This window comes from Marixanthomonas ophiurae (assembly GCF_003413745.1).
Taxonomy (GTDB): Bacteria; Bacteroidota; Bacteroidia; order Flavobacteriales; family Flavobacteriaceae; genus Marixanthomonas; species Marixanthomonas ophiurae.
Window position 1 is genome coordinate 318,248 of record NZ_QVID01000001.1, and the last position, 21,381, is coordinate 339,628.

Genomic DNA, 21,381 nt, shown 5'->3' on the forward strand with positions numbered 1-21,381 from the left:
AATTTTTAATTCAATACTACATATGCTTTACGTCATCAGGTAAATCATAAAAAGTAGGGTGACGGTACACCTTATCTTGAGCTGGCTCAAACAGCTCCCCATTATCTTGCGGGTTAGAAGCCGTAACGTTCTTACTTTCTACAACCCAAATACTTACGCCTTCGTTACGTCTTGTGTATACATCGCGTGCGTTTTCAAGTGCCATTTCGGCGTCTGCTGCGTGTAAACTTCCAAAGTGACGGTGCTCTAAACCATTTTTACTTCGAACGAATATTTCCCAAAGGGGCCAATTTTTTTTAGTATTTCCCATATTAACTTGCTTTTGCAACGTTTTTATTTGCTTTCTTTTCGGCGTGTGCCATTGCTGCATCTCGAACCCACTCGCCATTTTCCCAAGCATCTACTCTCGCTTTCATACGTTCTTTATTACAAGGGCCGTGACCTTTTACTACTTGCCAAAATTCATCCCAATCAATCTCACCAAAATCATAATGACCTGTTTCTTCATTAAACTTCATATCTGGATCTGGAATTGTTAACCCCAAAATATCAGCTTGGGGCACAGTTTGATCTATAAATTGTTGACGCAATTCGTCATTCGATTTACGCTTCAATTTCCATTTCATGGATTGCTCCGTATGAACAGATTCAGCATCGGTAGGACCCAACATCATTAAACTTGGCCACCACCAACGGTTTAAGGCATCTTGCGCCATTTCTTTTTGTTCATCTGTCCCCTTACAAAGCGTTAGCATAATTTCATATCCTTGACGCTGGTGAAAACTTTCTTCCTTACAAACACGGACCATCGCACGTGCGTACGGACCAAAAGATGTATTACACAAGGGCACTTGGTTAATAATTGCTGCTCCATCTACTAACCAACCAATAGCACCCATATCGGCCCACGTTACTGTTGGATAATTGAAAATAGATGAATATTTTGCTTTCCCAGAATGCAATTGCTCGTACATTTCCTCGCGAGAAATCCCTAAGGTTTCACAGGCAGAATATAAATACAATCCGTGCCCTGCTTCATCTTGAACTTTCGCTAATAAAGCCGCTTTTCTACGTAAAGAAGGTGCTCTGGTAATCCAATTCCCTTCAGGTAGCATCCCGATAATTTCGGAATGTGCGTGCTGGGATATTTGGCGAATGTGGGTTTTTCTATATTTCTCCGGCATCCAATCTTTCGGCTCTATTTTCTCGTCACGTGCAATACGTGCTTCAAATATTTCTTCTAAATTTTTTACTTCTTGTTCACTCATAATCAGTTTATTTAAAATCTCGTCCTAAAGTGGATGAGATTCCCGTCTACACGAGAATTAAACATCAAAATCTACTTTTACTTTTGAAGATGTTGGCACTGCTTGACAACTTAATACAAAGTCTTGCGCCACCTCATGATCTTCCAAAGCATAATTTATTTTCATTTCTACATCACCTTCTAATATCTTGCATTTACAGGTACTGCAAACACCGCCTTTACAGGCAAATGGCAAATCGGCTCCATTGTTTAAGGCCGCATCGAGAATGTTGTCAAAGTCTTTAGTCATGATAAACTCGAACTCCTTCCCACCATCTACAATGGTTACTTCTACTCCTTCTACATTTTGTTTTGCGAGTCGTTCTGCGCGTTTTTTATCTTCTTCTGAAAGACCGGTTACAAATAATTCAAAATGAATTAAGTTTTTTGGCAATCCAGCTTCCACTAAGTAATTACTAACGTATTGTACCATTTGCTCCGGACCACATAAAAACACTTCGCTAGTATCTGGAATATCGATAAACGTATCGGTTAATACTTTCATCTTTTCGTCGTCAAATCGTCCATTTAGCAACTCGATATCGCGTCTTTCTTTTGTAAGGAAATAATAGATTTCTAGTCTTCCAAAATATTGGTTACGAAGCTGTTCTAACTCTTCCTTAAAGATAATGGATTTTGCGGTTTTATTCACATAAAACAACTTGCAAGTAGCTTTAGGCTCTAATGCTAAATGTGCTTTTAACATGGACAACACAGGAGTGATTCCACTTCCTGCTGCGAAAAAAAGATAGTTTTTCTCTTTCTCCGGCTCAGCATCTACTCCAAACATTCCGCTAGGCTCCATAACTTCTAAAGTGTCTCCAGCTGCTAACTGTTCGTTTACGTAGGTAGAAAATTTACCCCCGAAAATTTGCTTTACGGCCACTTTCCATTCTTTGTCCGCCGGACTAGAGCATAGACTATATGATCGGCGCGTGTCTTCGCCATCAATGTCAGCTTTTAGGGTTAGGTGTTGCCCTTGACGGAAGTTAAACTCCTCCGAAAGGTCTTCAGGCACGTCAAATGTGATCACAGAACAATCGTCTGTTTCTTTATAAACGTCCTTTACTTGTAATTTGTGAAATTTTGCCACAGTTGTTTGTCGTATTTATTACACAAAACTAACGATTGTTAGTTAGAATTACAAGCCATTTTCTGTTAAGACTTTATTTAATCCACCCCTTAAAAATCAAAGTATTACGCCAATTTGTTAAATTGAGTTAAGTGTAGTATCTTACTTACTGCTAATCTCCCCAAAATGTATAGTCCATATATATTCGGAGATGAAATTCATAAATTTTTCGATAGTTAAGTTTTCGGTATTTCTAACATTAGGAATTCTTTCGGCTTTTTTTATTCCCACAAGCACCTTTCTTCTGCCATTTTTATTCTTTGGTTTCCTAATTCTTTTTGTGATCTGGATTGTTGAAAGAAAACGACTTCAAAAATCAATCTTTTTTGGAATTCTAACCTATCTTGTTTTCTTCGGAATTGGCTTTGTTTGTTATCAATTACAACTTCCTAAATTTCAAGACGAGCATTATTCGCACGTTCTTTCAAAAGGAGGTACTTCTGAAACATCTTTGCTTTCTTTAAAAATTACAGAAGTTTTAAAACCGGATCGCTATAACCATAAATATTTAGCAGAATGTATATCTGTCAATAAAACAGAAACAACTGGTAAAATATTACTGAATATTCAAAAAGATTCTACCTCAACAGAATATACTATTGACGATGTACTATTAATTTCTGAAAAAGTAATCAGCATCCCAAAACCGTTGAATCCACATCAATTTGATTATTCAGCATATATGAAAAAACTTGGGGTGTATTATCAAGTCCGAAGTGAATCTCAAGCTATTTTAGTTTTTGAAAAAGGTAGCAAAACCATTCGTGGAAGCGCAGAGAGCTTTCGAAACCATTTAATTGCCAAACTCAACAAAAGCAATATTACCGATAATGAACGATCCATTATCCAGGCTTTGGTTTTGGGGCAGCGACGGGATATTGACAAAGAGTTGTACGCCGATTATGCTGCTGCGGGAGCAGTTCATATTCTAGCTGTTTCAGGATTACACGTCGGGATTTTATTTTTTATTCTGAAATGGCTGTTCTCCCCTTTGGGAAACTTACGCTATGGAAAACAATTGAAATCCATCGTGATTATTGGCTTTTTGTTTGGCTTTGCATTGTTGGCAGGGTTGTCACCTTCGGTGGTACGAGCTGCTACCATGTTTTCACTGTTTCTATTTGCCGAACAGTTAAAACGCCCTACAAATAGTATTAATACACTTTTTATATCGTATTTGTTTTTACTTATTATCAATCCATTATGGTTGTTTCATGTTGGGTTTCAATTAAGCTACCTAGCGGTCTTCTTTATATTGTTGATTCAACCTAAGTTATTTAGGTATTGGTATCCTAAAAATAGAATTATACGTAAAGTCTGGGTGATTATTACCGTATCTATCGCTGCGCAAATAGGAGTTTTACCGTTAAGTCTATTCTACTTTCATCAATTTCCCGGATTATTTTTATTGACCAATATTGTTGTGCTTCCATTCTTAGGAGTGTTATTGGGGTTTGGGTTATTAATTGTTTTATTAGTTTCGATAAACATGCTTCCTATCTGGTTATCTGAAATTTATAACCACATAGTTTTATCGCTAAACAAATTTATAAGCTGGGTTGCCAAGCAAGACGCTTTTTTATTTCAGGATATTCATTTTTCAGAAGAAAAAGTGTTGGTTTCTTATTTGTTTATAGTTGCAACCATCTTACTTTGGAAACAGCACTCCTTTCATCGCTTAATGGTTTGTTTATTGAGTATTTGTTTGTTGATAGGTATATTTATCTGGGATAGGTGGGAAGCTTCAGGGAACGAACTAATCGTATTTCAGAAAAGCAGAAACACAATAATAGGAGTTAAAAATGGAGATAATTTATTGCTTTTAAAACCTGATACTCTTTCAGAGACTGCAAAGAATGCATTCCCAATTAAAGGGTATCGGACTGCCAAACAAATTGAAAGTTATTCAGAACAGCTACTTCCGAAGGTATTCTCATATAACAACCAAAACATATTGGTTTTGGATAGTTTAGCAGTATATCCCAAAACTGCGAAAATTGATATAATACTACTCATACAAAGCCCAAGAGTAAACTTAGAACGGTTAATTGATAGCTTGCAGCCCAAACAAATTATTGCTGATGGAAACAATTATAAAACATATGTAACACGTTGGCGCACTACCTGCAAACAGAAAAAGCTCCCCTTTTACCATACCGGTACCAAGGGAGCCTTCATTCTAGAGTAGTGAAACACTTAACTAAAAACCCTACTCTTAAAAAGTGCCTTCAAAGTTTTTTTGGTATTCCTGCCAAGCTTCGGCAGTTGTTAGTTTTTTATAATCGTCGTTTGCTATCATTTTAAGATATATCTCCAATTGTTCGGGTGTTTTATATCCTGGAATTGCTTGTATTAGTTTCCCATCATTTTCAAAAAAAACCAAACTTGGATATCCAGTTACTTTTAACGCATGTGCAAATAGATGTTGCGAATTGCGGCCCTTTCTTCCTTCTTGGTAATTAGGATTGGTATAAGTAAAATCCTGATAGGTTACTTCTTCTGTGCCTTCAGCATTAAATTTCACCGCATAATAATTGTCATTTATATAATCTATCACATCTTTATCAGTAAATGTTTTCTTATCCATTAATTTACAAGGACCGCACCAATGTGTATAGACATCAACAATAATTTTTTTGGGTGTTGTCTCTTGAGCCGCCAAGGCTTCGTTCATCGTCATCCAGTTTATTTTTTGGGCTGTAACCGATGTTGTAAATATTAGTAAAAAAAGGAGGAGTAAGTTGTTTTTCATATTGGATTTATTATCTGTTTTTATGTCAACAAAAAACGTTCCACACAAAGGGAACGTTTTTTATTATAATTTGTTGTGTTACTTATCTAACTCCATGCATTAATCGTTTTAAAACTGGATTAAGTGCTAAAATTAATAAGCCCGCAACAGTCGGTACCACTGTAAATATCAAGAAAAACGTTGATAGCGAATACTCCTCTGTTATATTTTCAATTTGACCACCTACTACGGCCGCTAATTTATTACCAATAGCAATAGCCAAGTACCACATACCAAACATGAGTGCAATCATTCTTGCCGGAACTAGTTTAGACACATAAGATAACCCTACAGGTGATAAACATAGCTCTCCAAGGGTGTGGAATAAGTAGGCAAAGATTAACCAGATCATACTTACTTTCACGCCTGCGGTAATTCCATATGATCCATATGCCAACAACCCGAATCCAATTGCCATAATAATAAGCCCTAAAGCATATTTTACAGCTGCTGATGGATTGTATTTACTATCCCACCATTTTGAGAAAAAGGATGCAAAGGCAATAATAAAAAATGAATTTAAAATACTAAACCAAGACACGGTTATCTCTACTTGGTTGTCTTTTATTTCGGTTACCGTAGCTTCTACTATACCACTATCTCTATCTTGAGCAATGGCGTTTTCTTTAGCAAAAGCAACTTTCTCTTCATTTAAATACCCAAAAATTGTCCCTTCATTGTTTTTGGTAATGATATTTATAGTAGAACCTACTTGAAAATCTTTAGGTTCAGAAATGGATGTAACACGATCTACTACAGTTACTCCTGTTTCTATATTAGTGTTTTCGGTAATGGGAATATAGTCAAAAGTCTCATTACCTTCATCATCGGTATTTTGCACCTCAATAGCTTTATAAGACACATCGTAAGCAGTAGTAGTAAGATCTCTATTTAACATCCACCCAACAAGACCCCACATACCTAAAAAGCATATAGCTAATACAATGTTAGACCCTGGAATGGTTTTGTATGTTTTTTTCCATAATAAAAACAACACGTAAGTAATTATTGCTAAAGGCACTACAGTTAATAAAATATTGACTATGTTATAGATTACTGCAGCGTTACCACTTAACACTCTATCTACATTATCTCTTGCAAATAAAATTAATGAAGAGGCTCCTTGCTCAAAAGAAAGCCAGAAAAATACGGTAAAGAAAGCAAATATTACAAAGGCGATCATCCGGTCGCGCACTATTTTAGTATATCGTGAAATACGTCTGATGACCAATACCAAAAATAGCAGGAGACCAATTAACACTGTAACTATTTGTCCTGATAGACCAAAAGCTTCATATGGGAAGAGGTTTACATTTCCAATTTTTGAAAGCGGATCGTTAATTAAATATCCTAACCCAATTAAAGAGGTTATTACAATTAATACCTTATCAAGAATAGTGAACGGATTTTCTTTCTCTTCAGCTTCTTTAGTGTCATTTTTTGCACTTTTTTCATTTATGTTTTGTGGCAATTCAACTTCGTGTTCTTTTGTAGGTTTTGCACCTATTTTACCAAACAAGTTTTTAGAAAACCAAAATTGTAAAGTACCCAATAACATAAAAATTCCAGCCAAACCAAAGCCCCAAGACCATCCTACACGCTCAGCCAAGTAACCACAAAGCATCATTCCGAAGAATGCACCTGCGTTTACCCCCATATAGAAAATGGTATAAGCCCCATCTTTCTTTTCAGGGTTTTTCTTATACATTTCAGAAATAATAGAGGTAATGTTGGGCTTAAAGAACCCAGTACCAATAACCAATAACGCCAAACCAACATATAAGGAAGCTTCGGTTTCTAACGCCATACTGGCATGGCCTAGTGTCATAATTAAAGCTCCAATTACAACTGCCGAACGGTATCCGGTTAGTTTATCGGCTATAATTCCTCCTAAAATAGGGGTTAGATATAACAAACCTGCATAGGTTCCGAAAAGTGCTCCAGCATTTGCTGCGGTCCATTCCCACCCGGGATTATAACCAATAGCAGCCATGGTTAAAAAGTTAACTAATAGAACGCGCATTCCATAGAATGAAAAACGTTCCCACATTTCGGTAAAGAAGAGAACAAACAATCCCGCAGGATGCCCCATTACTTTATCTTTAAACAGGTTTTCAATATCTGTATTCATATACTTCGTGTAAAAAAGGAGTTAGTTGATTTTTTCGTCTGCCAGTTCGTAATTTTCCTGCTCTAACATTTCACGTTCGTTGTCTTCGGCACCGTGTGTAAGTTTCTCTAGTTTCTTTCTGAAAACCATTACTAATAAACCAAAAGCGACACAGAAAACAGCTATACCTGTAAACACAGTGTATTCACCAAGGTCTGATGCAGACTCACCTAACAATCCAGCTACTTTATTACCAAGACCTGTCATTGCGAAATAAACACCCATCATTAACGAAGCATATTTAAGCGGTGCTAATTTAGTGATATAAGAAAGCGCTACAGGTGAAAGACATAATTCTCCAATAGTATGGAACAGATATGCTGCTACTAACCAGTACATTGCAGATGATCCTGAGTTATTAAATTCAGCTGTTGCTCCCGTCATAAAAAAGAACCCAGCACCCATAATTATAAGTCCGATACACATCTTAAAAAGAGATGTTGAAACTTTTCCTTTTAATTTTCGCTTTGCCCAATAGGCAGCCACTATCGTACCAAAAATAATAATAAACATAGCGTTAAGGGATTGAAACCAAGAGGCGGGAACTTCCCAGCCCATTAGCATCCTATTTGTTTTTTCGGAAGCATAGATATTCATTAATCCTCCAGCTTGCTCAAAAGCACCCCAGAAAACGATTACCATTAAAAAGGATATAAACAATACAACAACGCGATCTTTTTCCTTTTTATTTAATGGACGTTTCATTGCTGCTTTTTCTTCTTCATTTTCTGATGTATTGGTATTATTACCAACATACTTTAAATGCTTTTGACCTAGCACATATTGTAACAAACCTAAAGCCATACCTATACCTGCTAATCCAAATCCATAATGCCAGCCATATACTTCACCTACATAACCAACTATTAAACTGGAAAGAAAAGCTCCTACATTAATACCTATATAAAAAATGGTAAATCCTTTATCTCTTCTTATATCTCCTTTTTTATATAAACCACCTACCATGGTTGAAATATTAGGCTTCAGCATTCCTACACCAGCTACAATAAGACCAAGACCTGTGTAAAAAGCCCACATTTCTTCAACGGCCAAAATACTGTGACCAGCTACTAATAGAATTCCACCATATAAAACAGATTTTTTCTGCCCTAAAAACTTATCGGCTATCCAACCTCCAGGGATGGAAGCAACATACACCAGCATCGTGTACCAACCATAAAGCTGTAAAGCTTCATTGTTAGTCCATCCTAACCCTGCATTATCATCAACGGTCTCAGCTACTAAATAAAGTACTAGTATTGCACGCATTCCATAGTAAGAAAAACGCTCCCACATTTCGGTGAAAAATAGAATGTATAGCCCTACTGGATGGCCAAATAGTTCTTTCTGTTTTTTATATTGCATTGTATCTGCCATAATCTTAAAGGATTAGTTTAATTATTCTTTTTATAAGTTTTCTTTAATGAAATTGGTCATTTTAGTATATAAGTGCAAGCGAGTATTACCACCATAAATACCGTGGTTTTTATCGGGGTAGATAGCCCAGTCAAACTGTTTGTTTGCTTGCACTAAGGCTTCCACTAAACGCATTGTGTTTTGAACATTTACATTATCATCAGCACTTCCGTGTACTAATAAATAATCACCTTCTAATTTGTCTACGTGTGAGATAGGTGAATTTTCATCATACCCAGATGCATTTTCCTGTGGAGTTGTCATATAGCGTTCGGTATAAATAGTATCATAAAAGCGCCAGCTAGTTACGGGTGCTACTGCAATGGCCATTTCGAAAGTATCGGCGCCTTGAAATAAGCAGTTGGAGCTCATAAAGCCACCATAGCTCCATCCCCAAATTCCAGTTCTAGAGGCATCTATATAGGGTTGTTTACTCAATTTTTTTGCAGCTGCAATTTGATCTTCTACTTCGTACTTCCCTAATTCTTTTTGGGTTATTTTTTTAAATTCACGCCCCTTTAGTCCTGTACCACGACCATCTATGCAAACAACAACATAGCCTTCTTGCGCTAACATTTGATGCCAATAATCGTTTGAGCTGTTCCAAGAGTTTGAAACATTTTGAGACCCAGGGCCTGAATATTGATACATAAACAAGGGATATTGTTTGTTAGGATCAAAATCGTTTGGCTTAATGGTGTACATATTTAAATCGTTCCCATTTACTGAAATAGTTGAAAATTCTTTTTCAGAAATAACATAACCATCCACCTTGCTTTTCAGCGCCTTATTATCTTGTATTACTCGTATTAGCTTACCATTTTTAGCTCTATTTAATGTAAACAAGTAAGGCGTTTCAGTATCGTGAAATGTATTTATAAAATACGTGTAATCTGCACTGAATGCAGCGCTATTGGTTCCAGTTTTATCGCTTAAACGAACTTTGTTTTTCCCTGAACGTAATACAGAATACACATCGCGGTTTATGCTTCCATTTTCGGTACTTTGGTAATAAATTCGACCTGTATTTTGATCAAAACCATAGTAGTTTGTCACTTCCCAATCACCATTTGTAATTTGGTTAATTAACTTTCCTGTTTTATCATATTGATAAATATGATTCCATCCACTTTTTTCACTAGTCCAGATAAAACTGTTGTCGTTTAAAAATGTAAGGTTATCGGTAATGTCAACATACGCATCATCTTTTTCTTGGTGTATCAGCTTCGTACTATTATCTAAAGCATTAACAAAGATTAAATCAACCGTACTTTGATGGCGATTGGCTAATTGGGCACTAAGCACATTTTCCTCTTCTGTCCATTTAATACGTGGTATGTAATAGCTGTTGTAGTTTTTCAGGTCAATTGTTTCGGTTGCACCTGTGTTTAAATTATAAATATGCAACGAAACCTTTGAGTTTGGCTCTCCTGCTTTTGGGTATTTAAACACATCTTGTGTAGGGTACAATTCTTGCCCATAAATATCCATAGAAAAAGTAGGAATCTCAGTTTCGTCAAATTTAATGTAAGCTAATTTATCTCCTGTTTTATTCCAATCAAAAGCGCGAACAAAAGCAAATTCTTCTTCGTACACCCAATCAGTGATTCCGTTGATAATGTTATTCTTTTTTCCGTCGGAAGTAATTTGAAGTATTTCACCTGTTTTCAGATTTTTGATGAACAAGTTATTGTCTTTTCCGTAAGCAACTTTACTGCCGTCTTTTGTAAAATTTGGTTCTTGAATTTGATCTTCTGAAACTATATCCAATTTTTTAGAGTCTAAATCATACACATAATATGTCCCTAATGAAGATCGCCGGTAAATTTGCTTCAGTTTTGTAGCTAATAATAATTTACTTTCATCGTTACTAAATTCGTATGAAATAATTTGCTCTACTTCTGGTAAATTACTTGAATTTAGTATGGTTCGGACCTTTTTTCCACTTTTATAATCATATACATCGATGGTTGAACCATTTTTGCTTCGATTTAAAACGGAATATTCTTTCCCGTTATCTAAAGAACGTAAAACATCAAGACGTTCGGCTCTGAATTCGCCGTCCCAAATAGCTTCTAAAGTTATATTTTTTTGTTGTGCTGTAAGTGTTGAAACTGCTGCAAGAAAAAGCAGTAATAATGAGGTGTATGCTGTTTTTTTCAAACTGTTAAAATTTTATTACGCCAATGTTACTAAATTTTCGTGAAATTAAGGTGCTTTTTTGTGTTAAATACGGTCTATTGTTGGCAACTTTGCTCTTTTCAACAAGGCTATAAATAGTATATTTGTAGTTCAATTTCACAAATATGGCGAAGCCCGTTACCGGATTTTCAAAAAAGACGAAAACAGAAAAAATAGATTGGTTAACAAAAACCTATCTTAGCAACAATCCTGAAGCATTGCAAACGCTTCAACAATACTGGAACGAAGACCAAAAACTTCAAAAGCTACACGATGATTTTATTGAAAATACGTTAAGTAATTACTATTTGCCTTTTGGCGTTGCCCCTAACTTTTTAATTAACGGCAACCTCTATGCCCTGCCCATGGTAATTGAAGAAAGCTCCGTAGTGGCGGCAGCCAGCAATGCAGCAAAATTTTGGTTAGATCGTGGCGGGTTTAAAGCCCAAGTACTTTCTACACAGAAAAACGGACAAGTGCATTTAGATTACTTCGGAAATGAGCAGAATATCGTTTCGTTTTTTGCTGAAGTAAAGCCAAAATTAATTGAAAGTGTTTCTACCATTCAGAAAAACATGAAAAAACGTGGTGGTGGCTTGTTAGATATTGAACTTGTTTCGAAAAATGAAACTTTAAATGGCTATTTTCAATTACACTGTACTTTTGAAACGTTGGATGCCATGGGCGCCAATTTTATTAATAGTTGCTTAGAACAAGTTGCAAAAACATTTGAAGCTGAAGCAGATTCGTATAAACCATTTACAACCACCAACATCTTTCCTGAAGTTGTAATGAGTATTTTATCGAATTACGTGCCAGAATGCTTAGTTAGAGCTGAAGTGAGCTGTAAGCTAGCAGAATTGGCACAAAACGATATTAGTGGTGAAAATTTTGCTCAAAAATTTGTCCGTGCCATACAGATTGCCCAAACCGAACCCCGCCGTGCAGTTACACACAACAAAGGTATTATGAACGGCATTGATGCTTTAATTTTAGCAACTGGCAACGACTTTAGAGCAGTTGAAGCAGGTGTTCATGCCTACGCATCGAAAGACGGCAAATACACAAGTTTAACAGATGCTAAAATTGAAAATGGTATTTTTACGTTTTCTATTAAAATACCTTTAGCGTTAGGAACTGTTGGCGGGCTTACAACCTTGCATCCACTTACAAAATTTGCGTTTGAGTTATTACAAAAACCTAGCGCCAAAGAACTTATGGAACTAGTAGCAGTAGCCGGTTTGGCGCAAAATTTTGCCGCCATCCGCTCATTGGTGACTACTGGTATTCAAAAAGGGCATATGAAAATGCACTTGATGAATATTTTAAATCAAGTAGATGCTTCAGAAATAGAAAAGAAAAAAGCTGTTGCTCATTTTAACGACAATACAGTTTCTCACAGTGCAGTAATAGCGTATATAAAACAATTACGATCTTAATTTTGAACAACACTTTTTACAGTAACGGAAAATTATTACTCACCGGAGAATATGTGGTGCTAGATGGAGCGACTGCCCTAGCCATCCCCACTAAATACGGACAGCGACTAACAATAGAACCTACCACAAAAGGCGAATTGTTATGGAATAGTTTTGACTTTAAAAGCCAATGTTGGTTTAGTGCAGCCTTCACTGGCGACACTCTTGAAGTAGAAGGAACCGACAAACCGGCAATAGCAAACACCCTTCAAAAAATTTTAAGAGAAGCAAAACACTTAAATCCTAACTTTTTAAATAATACCGAAGGAGTACACGTTACAACCGAACTGGATTTCCCCCAAAATTGGGGTTTAGGGTCCTCTTCTACCCTTATTAATAATATTGCCCAATGGGCGCAAGTAGACGCCTTTACACTACTGCAAAATAGTTTTGGCGGCAGTGGATACGATATTGCAGCTGCACAACAACAAAGACCTTTTTTCTATCAATTAAATGAAGGACAGCCTTCTGCTAAGAAAGCGCATTTAGCTTGGGATTTTAAAGATCATCTATTTTTTGTACATCTCAATCAAAAACAGGACAGCAAGGAGGGAATCGTGCACTACAGAAATGCGAAGGTTTCTCATAACGACATTGAAAAAATTTCAGATCTAGGGAAAAAACTTCTGCTCTGCTATACACTTCGAGATTTTGAAAACGTGATGCAAAGTCACGAAAAAACAATTTCAGAAATTATAAAAATCAAACCCATTAAAGAAAGGATATTCCCAGACTTTAAAGGAACTATAAAAAGCCTCGGTGCTTGGGGTGGTGATTTTGTGCTCGCAACGGGCAATGAAGTAAATCAGGAGTATTTTCGCAGAAAAGGGTACCCTACTATTATTCCTTTTACTGATATGTTATTATAAAAAAACCTCCCCAAAAATGGGAAGGTTTTACTATTTTGAAAAACTACTTTCGATTAATAAAAGTTAGCTCTATTATCTTCAATCTCTGCTTTCTTCTTCAACGCTTGATAAACCTGGTTGTTAACAGCTCCATTTCCAGCATTTAATTGGTTTACGTAACTAGCATAATTATCAAGGTCTGGCGCTTTGTTTACAGCTAATACGCGCACCTTAAATACACCGGTCTTACCATCAATTAATCCGGTAGTCTCTCCTGCTTTTTCACCAAATGCTGCACCAACTATCTTAGGTTCGCTTCCTGCACCCGGAATTGTTGGGTTTGCCATTGTTACAGCCGTTGCTGTTTGTACTTGTACGTTTTGACTATTGGCGACGTCTTGAACAGTTGAGCCAGAAATAGAAGCTCGTATTTTCTCTGCTTTCTTTTTATTTCGTAAAATAGGAGTAACCTTTGCTGAAGCTTCTGAAACACTCATCAAGCCTTTTGGACTTTTTCGAGTTACCTGCGCAATTACATAACCGCCAGGAATGTTAAAACGTTTTACATCGCCAACTTCGGTTTCTTCTTCAAACCCCCAAGTAATAATGGTACGGTTGTTACCAATTCCTGGAATGTTAGCATCCAATTCACCTATTTTATTTACAGGTCGTACAGTTAAATCTTGTTCTTTCGCAACTTCAGAAAAATCACCGTCTTTTGCCGCTACTTCAAAGTTAGTGGCTTTAGAGAAAATATTGTTAATAGTAGATTCTGAAGGTTCTATGCTTTTAATTACCGTAGCAATTTTAACAGCACGTTGTTTATTTTTTTGTTCTTCTACCTGTGCAACGTGAAAACCGAAATTAGTTTCAACAACACCTACAGTACCTTCTTTATTATCAAAGATAAAATCGTTAAAAGCAGGCACCATTCTACCAGGCCCTACATATCCTAAATCACCACCTTTATCTTTATTTGAATTATCCTCAGAAAATTCTGCTGCTAAGGCTTCAAATTTGCTTTTATCTTTATTGATTACCGTTGAAAGACTATCAGCTAATTTTTTAGCTGCTTCTTTGGTTCGGGTTACATCTTGTGGTGCAGTTTGCAAACCAGTGTAACGAACTAAAATGTGTTTAGATTTTACAGAGTCAGGCAATTGCTCAACAGCAATAACTTTACTTAAATTTAAGGTATTGCCCACCTTATATGGTCCGTAAATATCTCCTGTATTCATAGAAGGGATAGTATCTACCAATGGTTCTGGTAAATCTTTTTTGAAATACCAACGGTCTGCATATTCTTGATCTGAATTTTCATTTACAAATGCTTCATTATCATCTGTGTTTCTGAAACCAACAACCGTGTTTTCGTATTCCTCACGATCATCTAACAAAGCCGCTACACTTGCATTGGCTTCTTCTATATCTTTATCTGAAGCTACTTCGGAAATAGACACATATTGAATATCTATTTGCTTATCTACTTCGTATTCGCTTTTATGTTCCTTAATGTATTGTTTAATTTCTTCTTCGGAAACAGAAACATCTTCATCGGCAATTTTGGTATAAGGAACCTGAACATACTGGATGTTAATCTTATCGTTTTCAAAATGATACTGTTGTTTTCCTTCAGCTAATGTGGATGTTAAACCTCCTTTAACTAGATTTACATACATATTCTGAAGCGCAGCCTCCTTAATGTTTTCAGTGTAATCTTGCCATTGACCGTACAATTGCGGATTACCCTTTATACTTGCAACGTATTGCTGTACTAGGCCTTCATCGTATTCACCTAATTCATTTTGGAATGTAGGATTATTAGCCAAAGAAGTGCGCATCGCATTATTCAATTGTTCTTTCTCTACAACAAGACCTAACTCTTCATATTGCTCGGTAAGCAAGGTATTTCGCAATTCACGCTCCCAAACCATGTTCATAGCTTGTGCCGAAGTTGCATTTGGGCCTAAGTTACGCTGAGCAGTCTCTACTTTTTGCATAAAGTCTTGGCGAGAAATTTCATTGCCATTGACAATTGCCACGGTATCTTGGTCTTTACCAATACCCGATCCTTTTGCAAGAACGTCACTTAAAATAAAGGCGAAAAGTGCCAATGCGATAATTAAAATAAGGAAGATCCCTCTTTTTCTAATACTGTTTAATATTGCCATCTGTTAATCAAGTTTATCTAACTTCGCATTCGTTTTGGCGAACGAGAAGGTTTTGGTGGTACACCCCTTTCTACCTTTTCTATTAGTCAAGGCTTTAAAGGGCTTGTTTTAGTTTTGTTTAGTGGGCGAAAATACCATTTTCAATGCATTAATAAAAAACTTTGTTAAAAAAAATTGAAGATGGTATGTTAATATTTTAAAAGACTAGCCTTCTTCTTTAATAAATAGCTCTACCATTTCAATTTTGGTATTCGAAACTTCGAGTATTTTAAAAAGAAACCCTTCAATTTCGACAATTTCACCTTGATTGGGAATACCTTCGGTAAAATATACGATAAGACCTCCTAATGTTTCATAGTTTTCATTTTCAGGAAGGTTGAATTTGTAAGATTCATTTAGATAATCTACTTCGTGACGGGCCGAAAACCTGTAATGGTCGTCTGCTCGCACCTCTTCAGTTAATTCGGTACTATCGTGTTCGTCCTCAATTTCGCCAAAAAGCTCTTCAATAATATCCTCAACCGTCATAATACCCGATGTGCCGCCGTACTCGTCAATTACTACTGCAATACTTTTGCGTTTGCGCGCCAAAATATTCAACACATCTTTTGCTAGCATGGTTTCAGGCACAAAAACAACTGGTATCAGCACTTTTTTTAAAGTTGTTGGTTTTTTAAACAACTCGAAAGAATGTACGTACCCAACAATATCGTCTATATTTTCTTTGTAAATTAATATTTTGGAGAGTCCTGTTTCAGTAAAAAGTTTACTTAATTCCTTTGGCGTTGTTTTAATATCGACTGCCACCACTTCGGTTCTTGGGATCATAACCTCTCGCGATTTTACTTCGGAAAAATCCAAGGCGTTCTGAAATATTTGTATCTCGCTGTCCATCTCATCATCGGTTTCAGCTGTTTCCATTTGTTCGCTTATGTAATTCCCCAGTTCCATTTTACTAAAGGTAAGCTGGATGTTATCGCCTTCGGTCTTAAAAAACACCTTTAATACTAGGTCTGAAATCCATATTACAAATTCTGAAATTACAGAAAACAACATATAGAAAAAGTATGCTGGGATTGCAAACACCTTAATGAGTTTGTTGGCATAAATCTGGAAGAATACTTTGGGTAAAAACTCTGCCGTTAGCAAGATTACTAAAGTAGAGATAATTGTTTGTACTAAAAGACCAGACATCCCTGTGAGTGGGATGAACCCCATCAATAAATCGCCCATAAACAGACCATAAACAACCAGCGCTATGTTATTACCAACCAACATAGTGGTAATAAATTTTGAGGGGCGGCGGGTTATTTTCTTAAGTACTTTTGCCAATAAGTCATTTTGTTTCTTTTCAATTTCAATATGTACTTTATTTGAAGAAACGTAAGCGATTTCCATCCCGGAAAAGAAAGCCGATAGGATAAGCATACTGACAATAACAAGAATACTTACTTCCATTATTGGTTTTTGTTGCGATCTTCCATTTTTCTTCGGAAGTTACGCTTAAAGAAGAACATAAAGATAGCAACTACGGCAAAAAAAGCAAATAAATAAGCGCGGGTTCGGTTATCAGCCCAATTTTCCCATACTAAATAGATTGAAAAGGCAGCCATCACTATGTAAACGTATTCAAAAAGTTTAAATATTTTCTTTTGCATCTTTTTCTTCTTTTTTTGTGTCTATTAACTGTACTCCTTCATTTTTACGAGATAGAAAGGTTGTAAAGTCCTGACTGGAATCAAACCAAGCGCCATCGTTGTAGGAGCCATCTTTAAATTCAATTTGATAAGGCTGATTAGTAAAAACCCATTGATTTTTTTGATCCCAATACAATTGGTCTGCCCGTAACACTAAACTATCGTGGGTAACCAAAACGACACTGTCCCTTAAATCTATAATGCCCGTGTCTTCATATTGTATGGCATACTTTGAGGTAACGGTACTTTTTTGATCTTTTTCATTCCAGAACCGTACTTCTACCCCTTTTGGAAATTCTTTATAAGGAAATTTTAAGCTTGAAAAATCTAAAAACAAAGGGGTAATTACATTGGCTATAACTTTACCAGAATCGGTGTACTTAAAATTAACATCTTTCCCTATACCCAATGGCTCATTGTCTTTTAATGACAATTTTTTTACGTTTTTATAATTTCCTTCACATGAAAAAAACGTGATGGCAAATAAAATTGCCACCACGCTTTTAATACTATGATTGAAAGTGATCATCCTTATAAATTAGGTACCCTTACACTACCGCCAACCCAACAGCTAAATGTAACTGTTTTTCCGGCCATACTTTGACTGAAGATATCTTGTTTACTAGGCGCACGTTGTCTGTAACTACTAGCTGCCGCTCTTGCCGAAGAAGCAACTGCTGCATCTACACGAGCTGCTTTATCTGCCATCTCTGCAGCTTTCCAGTTAATCGCTCTTTTTTCAAACGGAGTAGTACCACAGTTGTTTGCACTTTTAGCGTACATTGTAGCAATACGTAAGTATGAAGTACCATCAGAAGGTTTTATTTCAAGCAATTTTCTGTAATAGGTTCTTGCCTGACCATAGCTTCCTTTACCACGGAAGTTATCTGCAATTCTTCTATAGATTTTCACTTTTGCAGCAGGCTCTGTTTCAAGATCGGCCGCTTCGTTGTAGTACTCCATGGCTTTGCTTGTATTCCCTTCTTGATCAGCAAGCTGACCTAAGTAATATGCAGACTTTGCCGAAGGCTCTAAGTTGTGTAATTGTTGTACTAGTTTAAAGAAAAGTGGCGTATCACATTCTTTAGCACTTAAACGACCTGCAGCTCTTTTTAACCAGTTTACATCGTCTTTCTTATTCTCAAAATCTTTTTCATATAATGGAATCAAGTTAGGGCAATCTGCTAAAATACCAAGTTTACCATTAACGCTACCTTTAACCTGACCATAAGCCTTTAGGTTATTTTCATAAGCGCTCATATATCTTTCTTCTTTCGAAGAAAGTTTAGTGCCAGCATCTTGCTTGTCCATATATCCGGTAAGCTTTTCAGCCAATGAATTTTCCTCTTTCTCAATTTTTTCTGTTACTGCATCATACAGGTCAAAAACTTCTTGAATGTCTTTATTGCCTTCATCATATAAATCTACAGCTAACGAAAAGAAAGCATACAATGCCTTTGGGCTTGTAAAGTCTTCTTCATGTTTGGTAAAAGCTTCATTAAAAGCATCAAATTGCTCTTGCTTTGTACCAATTCCATTTTCATACTTAAGTTTTGCTATATCTGATAATACTTCACCTTGCTTAGTTTTCTTAGGAAAATTCTCCAATCTAAGGTTATATGATTCAATCAAACTTTGAATCTTTTCTTTATCGCCGTTATCTATAAAATGCTTGAACATTTTTTCGGCATATTGATAGGTTGCCAAATTATAGTTTGGACAATCTTTTATAAGTTTTTCGTAATAAGGCAATGCAGCCTCATAGTTTTTAGCTTTGGCCGGCTCAACAAATAAGGACAAGTTAAGTTGACAATCGTCCATTTGAGCGAAACTCTTACCACCAACCAATAGGGTTAAGGCCGTTAAAATTAAAATCGCTTTCGTTTTCATAGTTATAATTTAGTGTTTAATAATTAGTCTATCAATCTTTTTTGAAACCACCTGTCGTTTAATGACAAGCTTATAAATGCGTTGAAGAAATTTTCTTGAATAAGGCCAGCATCTTTAGTTCCGCGCCTTCCCACCTCAAAACCGAGGTTAATATTAGAAAATGACTTGCTTACTGGTAATCCTACTCCAAAAGATATGCCAAACTCATTAATATCTTCACCATTTACATTGATTCCAGTACCTTCAAAACGCATTCCAGCTCTATAAACGACACGTTTCCAGTAACTACCAAATCCATTGTAGTTTGGAATATAAAAACCACCCACTCTGTATTTCGACGCGTCTTTAAACTCAACATTATCAAGTGTGAACGTACGGTTGGTAAAGTTACTCGTTTTTTGGTTGGTGTACTCAGCACCTACATACCAGTTTTTAGGTTTCCCAATTCCTGCTCCTACGGTGATTTGTGAAGGAAAAGAAAAGTCAGTATCTTCAACTTCTATATCCCTTGCATCAACAATAGCTTCGGCACCTTCAGAATTTATAATAACTGACGCTATTTCTCGTGAGTTTTCTGAAGTAAAATCAGTTTCAGGAGTGTACGTTAATGAGGTGGACAGTTCCAACTTTTCCGTTATCATAGTTTTATACGCTGCTCCAAAGTTAAAACTAAACCCTAACAAATCTGATTTATTTATCTCCCGGGAAGCGAACTCAATATCTTCTTGAGCGTTTAAGGCTTTGTTTTCAATATTTCCGAAGTTGTAATTTGCATCTACGCCAAAACTAAGCTTTGGTGTAATTTGGTACGCCAACGTTAAAAAAGCTTTATTTATACCACCCGTTCCAGTATATCTTGTAATGGACCTTCCGGTTTCGGTCTGTTTTTCATTTTGTAATTGATACCCTACAGAAGTGTAAGGTATTAAACCAAAACTGGCTCCAAACTTACCTATAGGAATCCCCACTGCTATATAATCTAACGAAGTAGTCGACGCGTTTTGAGAATCGCCGTCGGTTTTCAATGTACTTTGTTTGTGACTAGCTCCAACAGTAAAATTCACCAATTCAAGTCCTGCTACACTAGCTGGGTTTTGAAGATTAAGGTGAATACTATCTGAAAGAACTCCAATACCACCCATCATTCTATTTTCGGCAGTACCTTTAAACTTTAAAGAACCTATTCCGTAAAATGAATACGGGGACGTGGTTCCTTCCTGTGCCATAGCAGCACTTGCTATAAATAGTACTAAAACCGTTACTATAATTCGTTTTAACATCAATGTTTATTATGTTCTAAAATGTGGTTTAATCCCTGTAATAAAAAATTTGAGGTGGCAAAGATGTCATTTTTTAGGCGATCTCGCAAAAAATGAGCGTCCCCTCCTGTTAAAATAACTGTTAAATTCTTAAAATCGGTTGCATATGCTGCAATAAAACCATCAATTTCATAACAAATTCCATTAATGGCACCGCTGTGCAAAGATCCTATTGTAGAACTACCAATATACTTACCTATTGGCTCTGCTTCCAATAACGGAAGTTTTTCAGTAAACGTATGCATGGCTTTGTACCGCATTTGCAAGCCTGGCGAAATAGCCCCTCCTTTATAGTTGTTATCTTCAGAAAGAAAGTCGTAGGTTATACAAGTTCCTGCATCGATTACCAACACGTTTTTATTAGGATACTCCACTGCAGCAGCACTTATTAATGCGATACGGTCTACACCTAACGTGCCCGGTGTGGCATATTCGTTATTAAAAGGAATGGAGGTGGAATGGCTCAACACCAAAACCGAATATATATTTTTTAGTTTGGTAAGGTGCGCTTCGCTTATTTTACCTACACTTGAAATGATACACTTTTCAATTTGCGAGTATTTATTCTTTATTTCTGATAGCGTTTCAAAAAAATCACCTTTAATTGTGGTTTTCTTTATCTGAAGCTCTCCATTTTTAAAAACAGCGAGCTTGATCAAGGTATTTCCTACATCAATTATTAAGTTCATTTTTACAAGTAAGTGCGTAAAAATAAACAATGAAGCAACATAAGGTTGTTAAGAGGATATTAAATTGAAAAATTATTAGAATATTTTTTACATTTATGTTTTGCAAAATATAAATAACGTTTATATTTGCACCCGCTTTAAGCAGGTACCTTAGCTCAGTTGGTAGAGCAACGGACTGAAAATCCGTGTGTCCCTGGTTCGATTCCTGGAGGTACCACATAAATTCCCTGTAAGTCTTTGACTTGCAGGGTTTTTTGTTTTATGTGTAAAACAAAAGTGTACAACATTTTACA

The 21,381-nt window shown here is 36.2% G+C and carries 17 protein-coding genes and 1 tRNA gene; 4 read left to right on the forward strand and 14 right to left on the reverse strand.

Features of this window, described 5'->3' with window-relative positions; genetic code table 11:
• Positions 1–16 precede the first annotated feature (16 nt).
• Genes paaB through paaE form a run of 3 tightly spaced genes read right to left on the reverse strand, consistent with a single transcriptional unit; the run spans position 17 to position 2,399 of the window.
• Positions 17–310 carry a 1,2-phenylacetyl-CoA epoxidase subunit PaaB gene (gene paaB, locus DZ858_RS01455; RefSeq protein ID WP_117157798.1) on the reverse strand — a complete coding sequence of 98 codons (294 nt, stop codon included), beginning with the start codon at positions 308–310 and terminating at the stop codon, positions 17–19.
• A 1-nt stretch (position 311) separates the two neighbouring features.
• Positions 312–1,268, reverse strand: a complete 957-nt coding sequence (paaA, locus tag DZ858_RS01460; RefSeq protein ID WP_117157799.1) for a 1,2-phenylacetyl-CoA epoxidase subunit PaaA — start codon at positions 1,266–1,268, stop codon at positions 312–314.
• Positions 1,269–1,325: 57 nt separating this feature from the next.
• The gene (paaE, locus tag DZ858_RS01465; protein ID WP_117157800.1) at positions 1,326–2,399 is read right to left on the reverse strand and encodes a 1,2-phenylacetyl-CoA epoxidase subunit PaaE; all 1,074 of its coding nucleotides are present in this window, start codon (positions 2,397–2,399) and stop codon (positions 1,326–1,328) included.
• 190 nt (positions 2,400–2,589) lie between these two features.
• On the opposite strand from paaE, the gene DZ858_RS01470 reads away from it, so the two are divergent.
• A complete protein-coding gene (locus DZ858_RS01470; protein WP_117157801.1) occupies positions 2,590–4,626 on the forward strand; it encodes a ComEC/Rec2 family competence protein in 2,037 nt (678 codons plus the stop codon).
• A 27-nt stretch (positions 4,627–4,653) separates the two neighbouring features.
• On the opposite strand, the gene DZ858_RS01475 is transcribed toward DZ858_RS01470, so the two are convergent.
• The 4 genes from DZ858_RS01475 to DZ858_RS01490 all read right to left on the reverse strand — a co-directional run bounded on the left by DZ858_RS01475 (position 4,654) and on the right by DZ858_RS01490 (position 10,978).
• Positions 4,654–5,190, reverse strand: coding sequence for a thioredoxin family protein (locus tag DZ858_RS01475; RefSeq protein WP_117157802.1), 537 nt, complete (start codon positions 5,188–5,190; stop codon positions 4,654–4,656).
• A gap of 82 nt (positions 5,191–5,272) precedes the next feature.
• Positions 5,273–7,360 (reverse strand): peptide MFS transporter, encoded by a 2,088-nt coding sequence (locus tag DZ858_RS01480; RefSeq protein ID WP_117157803.1) that lies wholly within the window; start codon positions 7,358–7,360, stop codon positions 5,273–5,275.
• 21 nt (positions 7,361–7,381) lie between these two features.
• Positions 7,382–8,776: a peptide MFS transporter gene (locus tag DZ858_RS01485; RefSeq protein WP_117157804.1), complete on the reverse strand. Its 1,395-nt coding sequence runs from the start codon at positions 8,774–8,776 to the stop codon at positions 7,382–7,384.
• 30 nt (positions 8,777–8,806) lie between these two features.
• Entirely contained in the window at positions 8,807–10,978 is a 2,172-nt protein-coding gene (locus DZ858_RS01490) for a S9 family peptidase (RefSeq protein ID WP_117157805.1), read from the reverse strand.
• Positions 10,979–11,121: 143 nt separating this feature from the next.
• Between DZ858_RS01490 and DZ858_RS01495 the strand changes: the two genes are divergently transcribed.
• Both DZ858_RS01495 and DZ858_RS01500 read left to right on the forward strand, forming a co-directional pair.
• Positions 11,122–12,435 carry a hydroxymethylglutaryl-CoA reductase, degradative gene (locus DZ858_RS01495; RefSeq protein WP_117157806.1) on the forward strand — a complete coding sequence of 438 codons (1,314 nt, stop codon included), beginning with the start codon at positions 11,122–11,124 and terminating at the stop codon, positions 12,433–12,435.
• 2 nt (positions 12,436–12,437) lie between these two features.
• Entirely contained in the window at positions 12,438–13,343 is a 906-nt protein-coding gene (locus tag DZ858_RS01500; RefSeq protein ID WP_117157807.1) for a GYDIA family GHMP kinase, read from the forward strand.
• Between the two features lie 53 nt (positions 13,344–13,396).
• Here DZ858_RS01500 and DZ858_RS01505 read toward each other — a convergent pair whose 3' ends face one another.
• The 7 genes from DZ858_RS01505 to DZ858_RS01535 form a co-directional block, all read right to left on the reverse strand.
• Complete coding sequence (locus DZ858_RS01505) at positions 13,397–15,493, reverse strand: peptidylprolyl isomerase (RefSeq protein ID WP_117157808.1); 2,097 nt, start codon at positions 15,491–15,493, stop codon at positions 13,397–13,399.
• A 204-nt stretch (positions 15,494–15,697) separates the two neighbouring features.
• Complete coding sequence (locus DZ858_RS01510; RefSeq protein ID WP_117157809.1) at positions 15,698–16,951, reverse strand: hemolysin family protein; 1,254 nt, start codon at positions 16,949–16,951, stop codon at positions 15,698–15,700.
• Complete coding sequence (locus DZ858_RS01515) at positions 16,951–17,151, reverse strand: hypothetical protein (protein WP_117157810.1); 201 nt, start codon at positions 17,149–17,151, stop codon at positions 16,951–16,953. Before DZ858_RS01515 ends, DZ858_RS01510 begins: the two co-directional genes overlap by 1 nt.
• Positions 17,132–17,719 (reverse strand): LPS export ABC transporter periplasmic protein LptC, encoded by a 588-nt coding sequence (lptC, locus tag DZ858_RS01520; RefSeq protein ID WP_117157811.1) that lies wholly within the window; start codon positions 17,717–17,719, stop codon positions 17,132–17,134. Before lptC ends, DZ858_RS01515 begins: the two co-directional genes overlap by 20 nt.
• A gap of 2 nt (positions 17,720–17,721) precedes the next feature.
• Entirely contained in the window at positions 17,722–19,080 is a 1,359-nt protein-coding gene (locus DZ858_RS01525) for a tetratricopeptide repeat protein (RefSeq protein ID WP_117157812.1), read from the reverse strand.
• Positions 19,081–19,103: 23 nt separating this feature from the next.
• Positions 19,104–20,360: an OmpP1/FadL family transporter gene (locus tag DZ858_RS01530; protein WP_117157813.1), complete on the reverse strand. Its 1,257-nt coding sequence runs from the start codon at positions 20,358–20,360 to the stop codon at positions 19,104–19,106.
• Positions 20,360–21,088 (reverse strand): type III pantothenate kinase, encoded by a 729-nt coding sequence (locus DZ858_RS01535; protein WP_117157814.1) that lies wholly within the window; start codon positions 21,086–21,088, stop codon positions 20,360–20,362. The genes DZ858_RS01530 and DZ858_RS01535 overlap by 1 nt, the downstream gene beginning before the upstream one ends.
• A gap of 144 nt (positions 21,089–21,232) precedes the next feature.
• Between DZ858_RS01535 and DZ858_RS01540 the strand changes: the two genes are divergently transcribed.
• Positions 21,233–21,305, forward strand: a tRNA-Phe gene (locus DZ858_RS01540).
• Positions 21,306–21,381: the final 76 nt, after the last annotated feature.

Coding starts and splice junctions, on each gene's coding strand:
- paaB (WP_117157798.1), bottom strand. CDS start 310: ATGGGAAATACTAAAAAAAATTGGCCCCTTTGGGAAATATTCGTTCGA.
- paaA (WP_117157799.1), bottom strand. CDS start 1,268: ATGAGTGAACAAGAAGTAAAAAATTTAGAAGAAATATTTGAAGCACGT.
- DZ858_RS01470 (WP_117157801.1), top strand. CDS start 2,590: ATGAAATTCATAAATTTTTCGATAGTTAAGTTTTCGGTATTTCTAACA.
- DZ858_RS01475 (WP_117157802.1), bottom strand. CDS start 5,190: ATGAAAAACAACTTACTCCTCCTTTTTTTACTAATATTTACAACATCG.
- DZ858_RS01480 (WP_117157803.1), bottom strand. CDS start 7,360: ATGAATACAGATATTGAAAACCTGTTTAAAGATAAAGTAATGGGGCAT.
- DZ858_RS01485 (WP_117157804.1), bottom strand. CDS start 8,776: ATGGCAGATACAATGCAATATAAAAAACAGAAAGAACTATTTGGCCAT.
- DZ858_RS01495 (WP_117157806.1), top strand. CDS start 11,122: ATGGCGAAGCCCGTTACCGGATTTTCAAAAAAGACGAAAACAGAAAAA.
- DZ858_RS01505 (WP_117157808.1), bottom strand. CDS start 15,493: ATGGCAATATTAAACAGTATTAGAAAAAGAGGGATCTTCCTTATTTTA.
- DZ858_RS01510 (WP_117157809.1), bottom strand. CDS start 16,951: ATGGAAGTAAGTATTCTTGTTATTGTCAGTATGCTTATCCTATCGGCT.
- DZ858_RS01515 (WP_117157810.1), bottom strand. CDS start 17,151: ATGCAAAAGAAAATATTTAAACTTTTTGAATACGTTTACATAGTGATG.
- lptC (WP_117157811.1), bottom strand. CDS start 17,719: ATGATCACTTTCAATCATAGTATTAAAAGCGTGGTGGCAATTTTATTT.
- DZ858_RS01525 (WP_117157812.1), bottom strand. CDS start 19,080: ATGAAAACGAAAGCGATTTTAATTTTAACGGCCTTAACCCTATTGGTT.
- DZ858_RS01530 (WP_117157813.1), bottom strand. CDS start 20,360: ATGTTAAAACGAATTATAGTAACGGTTTTAGTACTATTTATAGCAAGT.
- DZ858_RS01535 (WP_117157814.1), bottom strand. CDS start 21,088: ATGAACTTAATAATTGATGTAGGAAATACCTTGATCAAGCTCGCTGTT.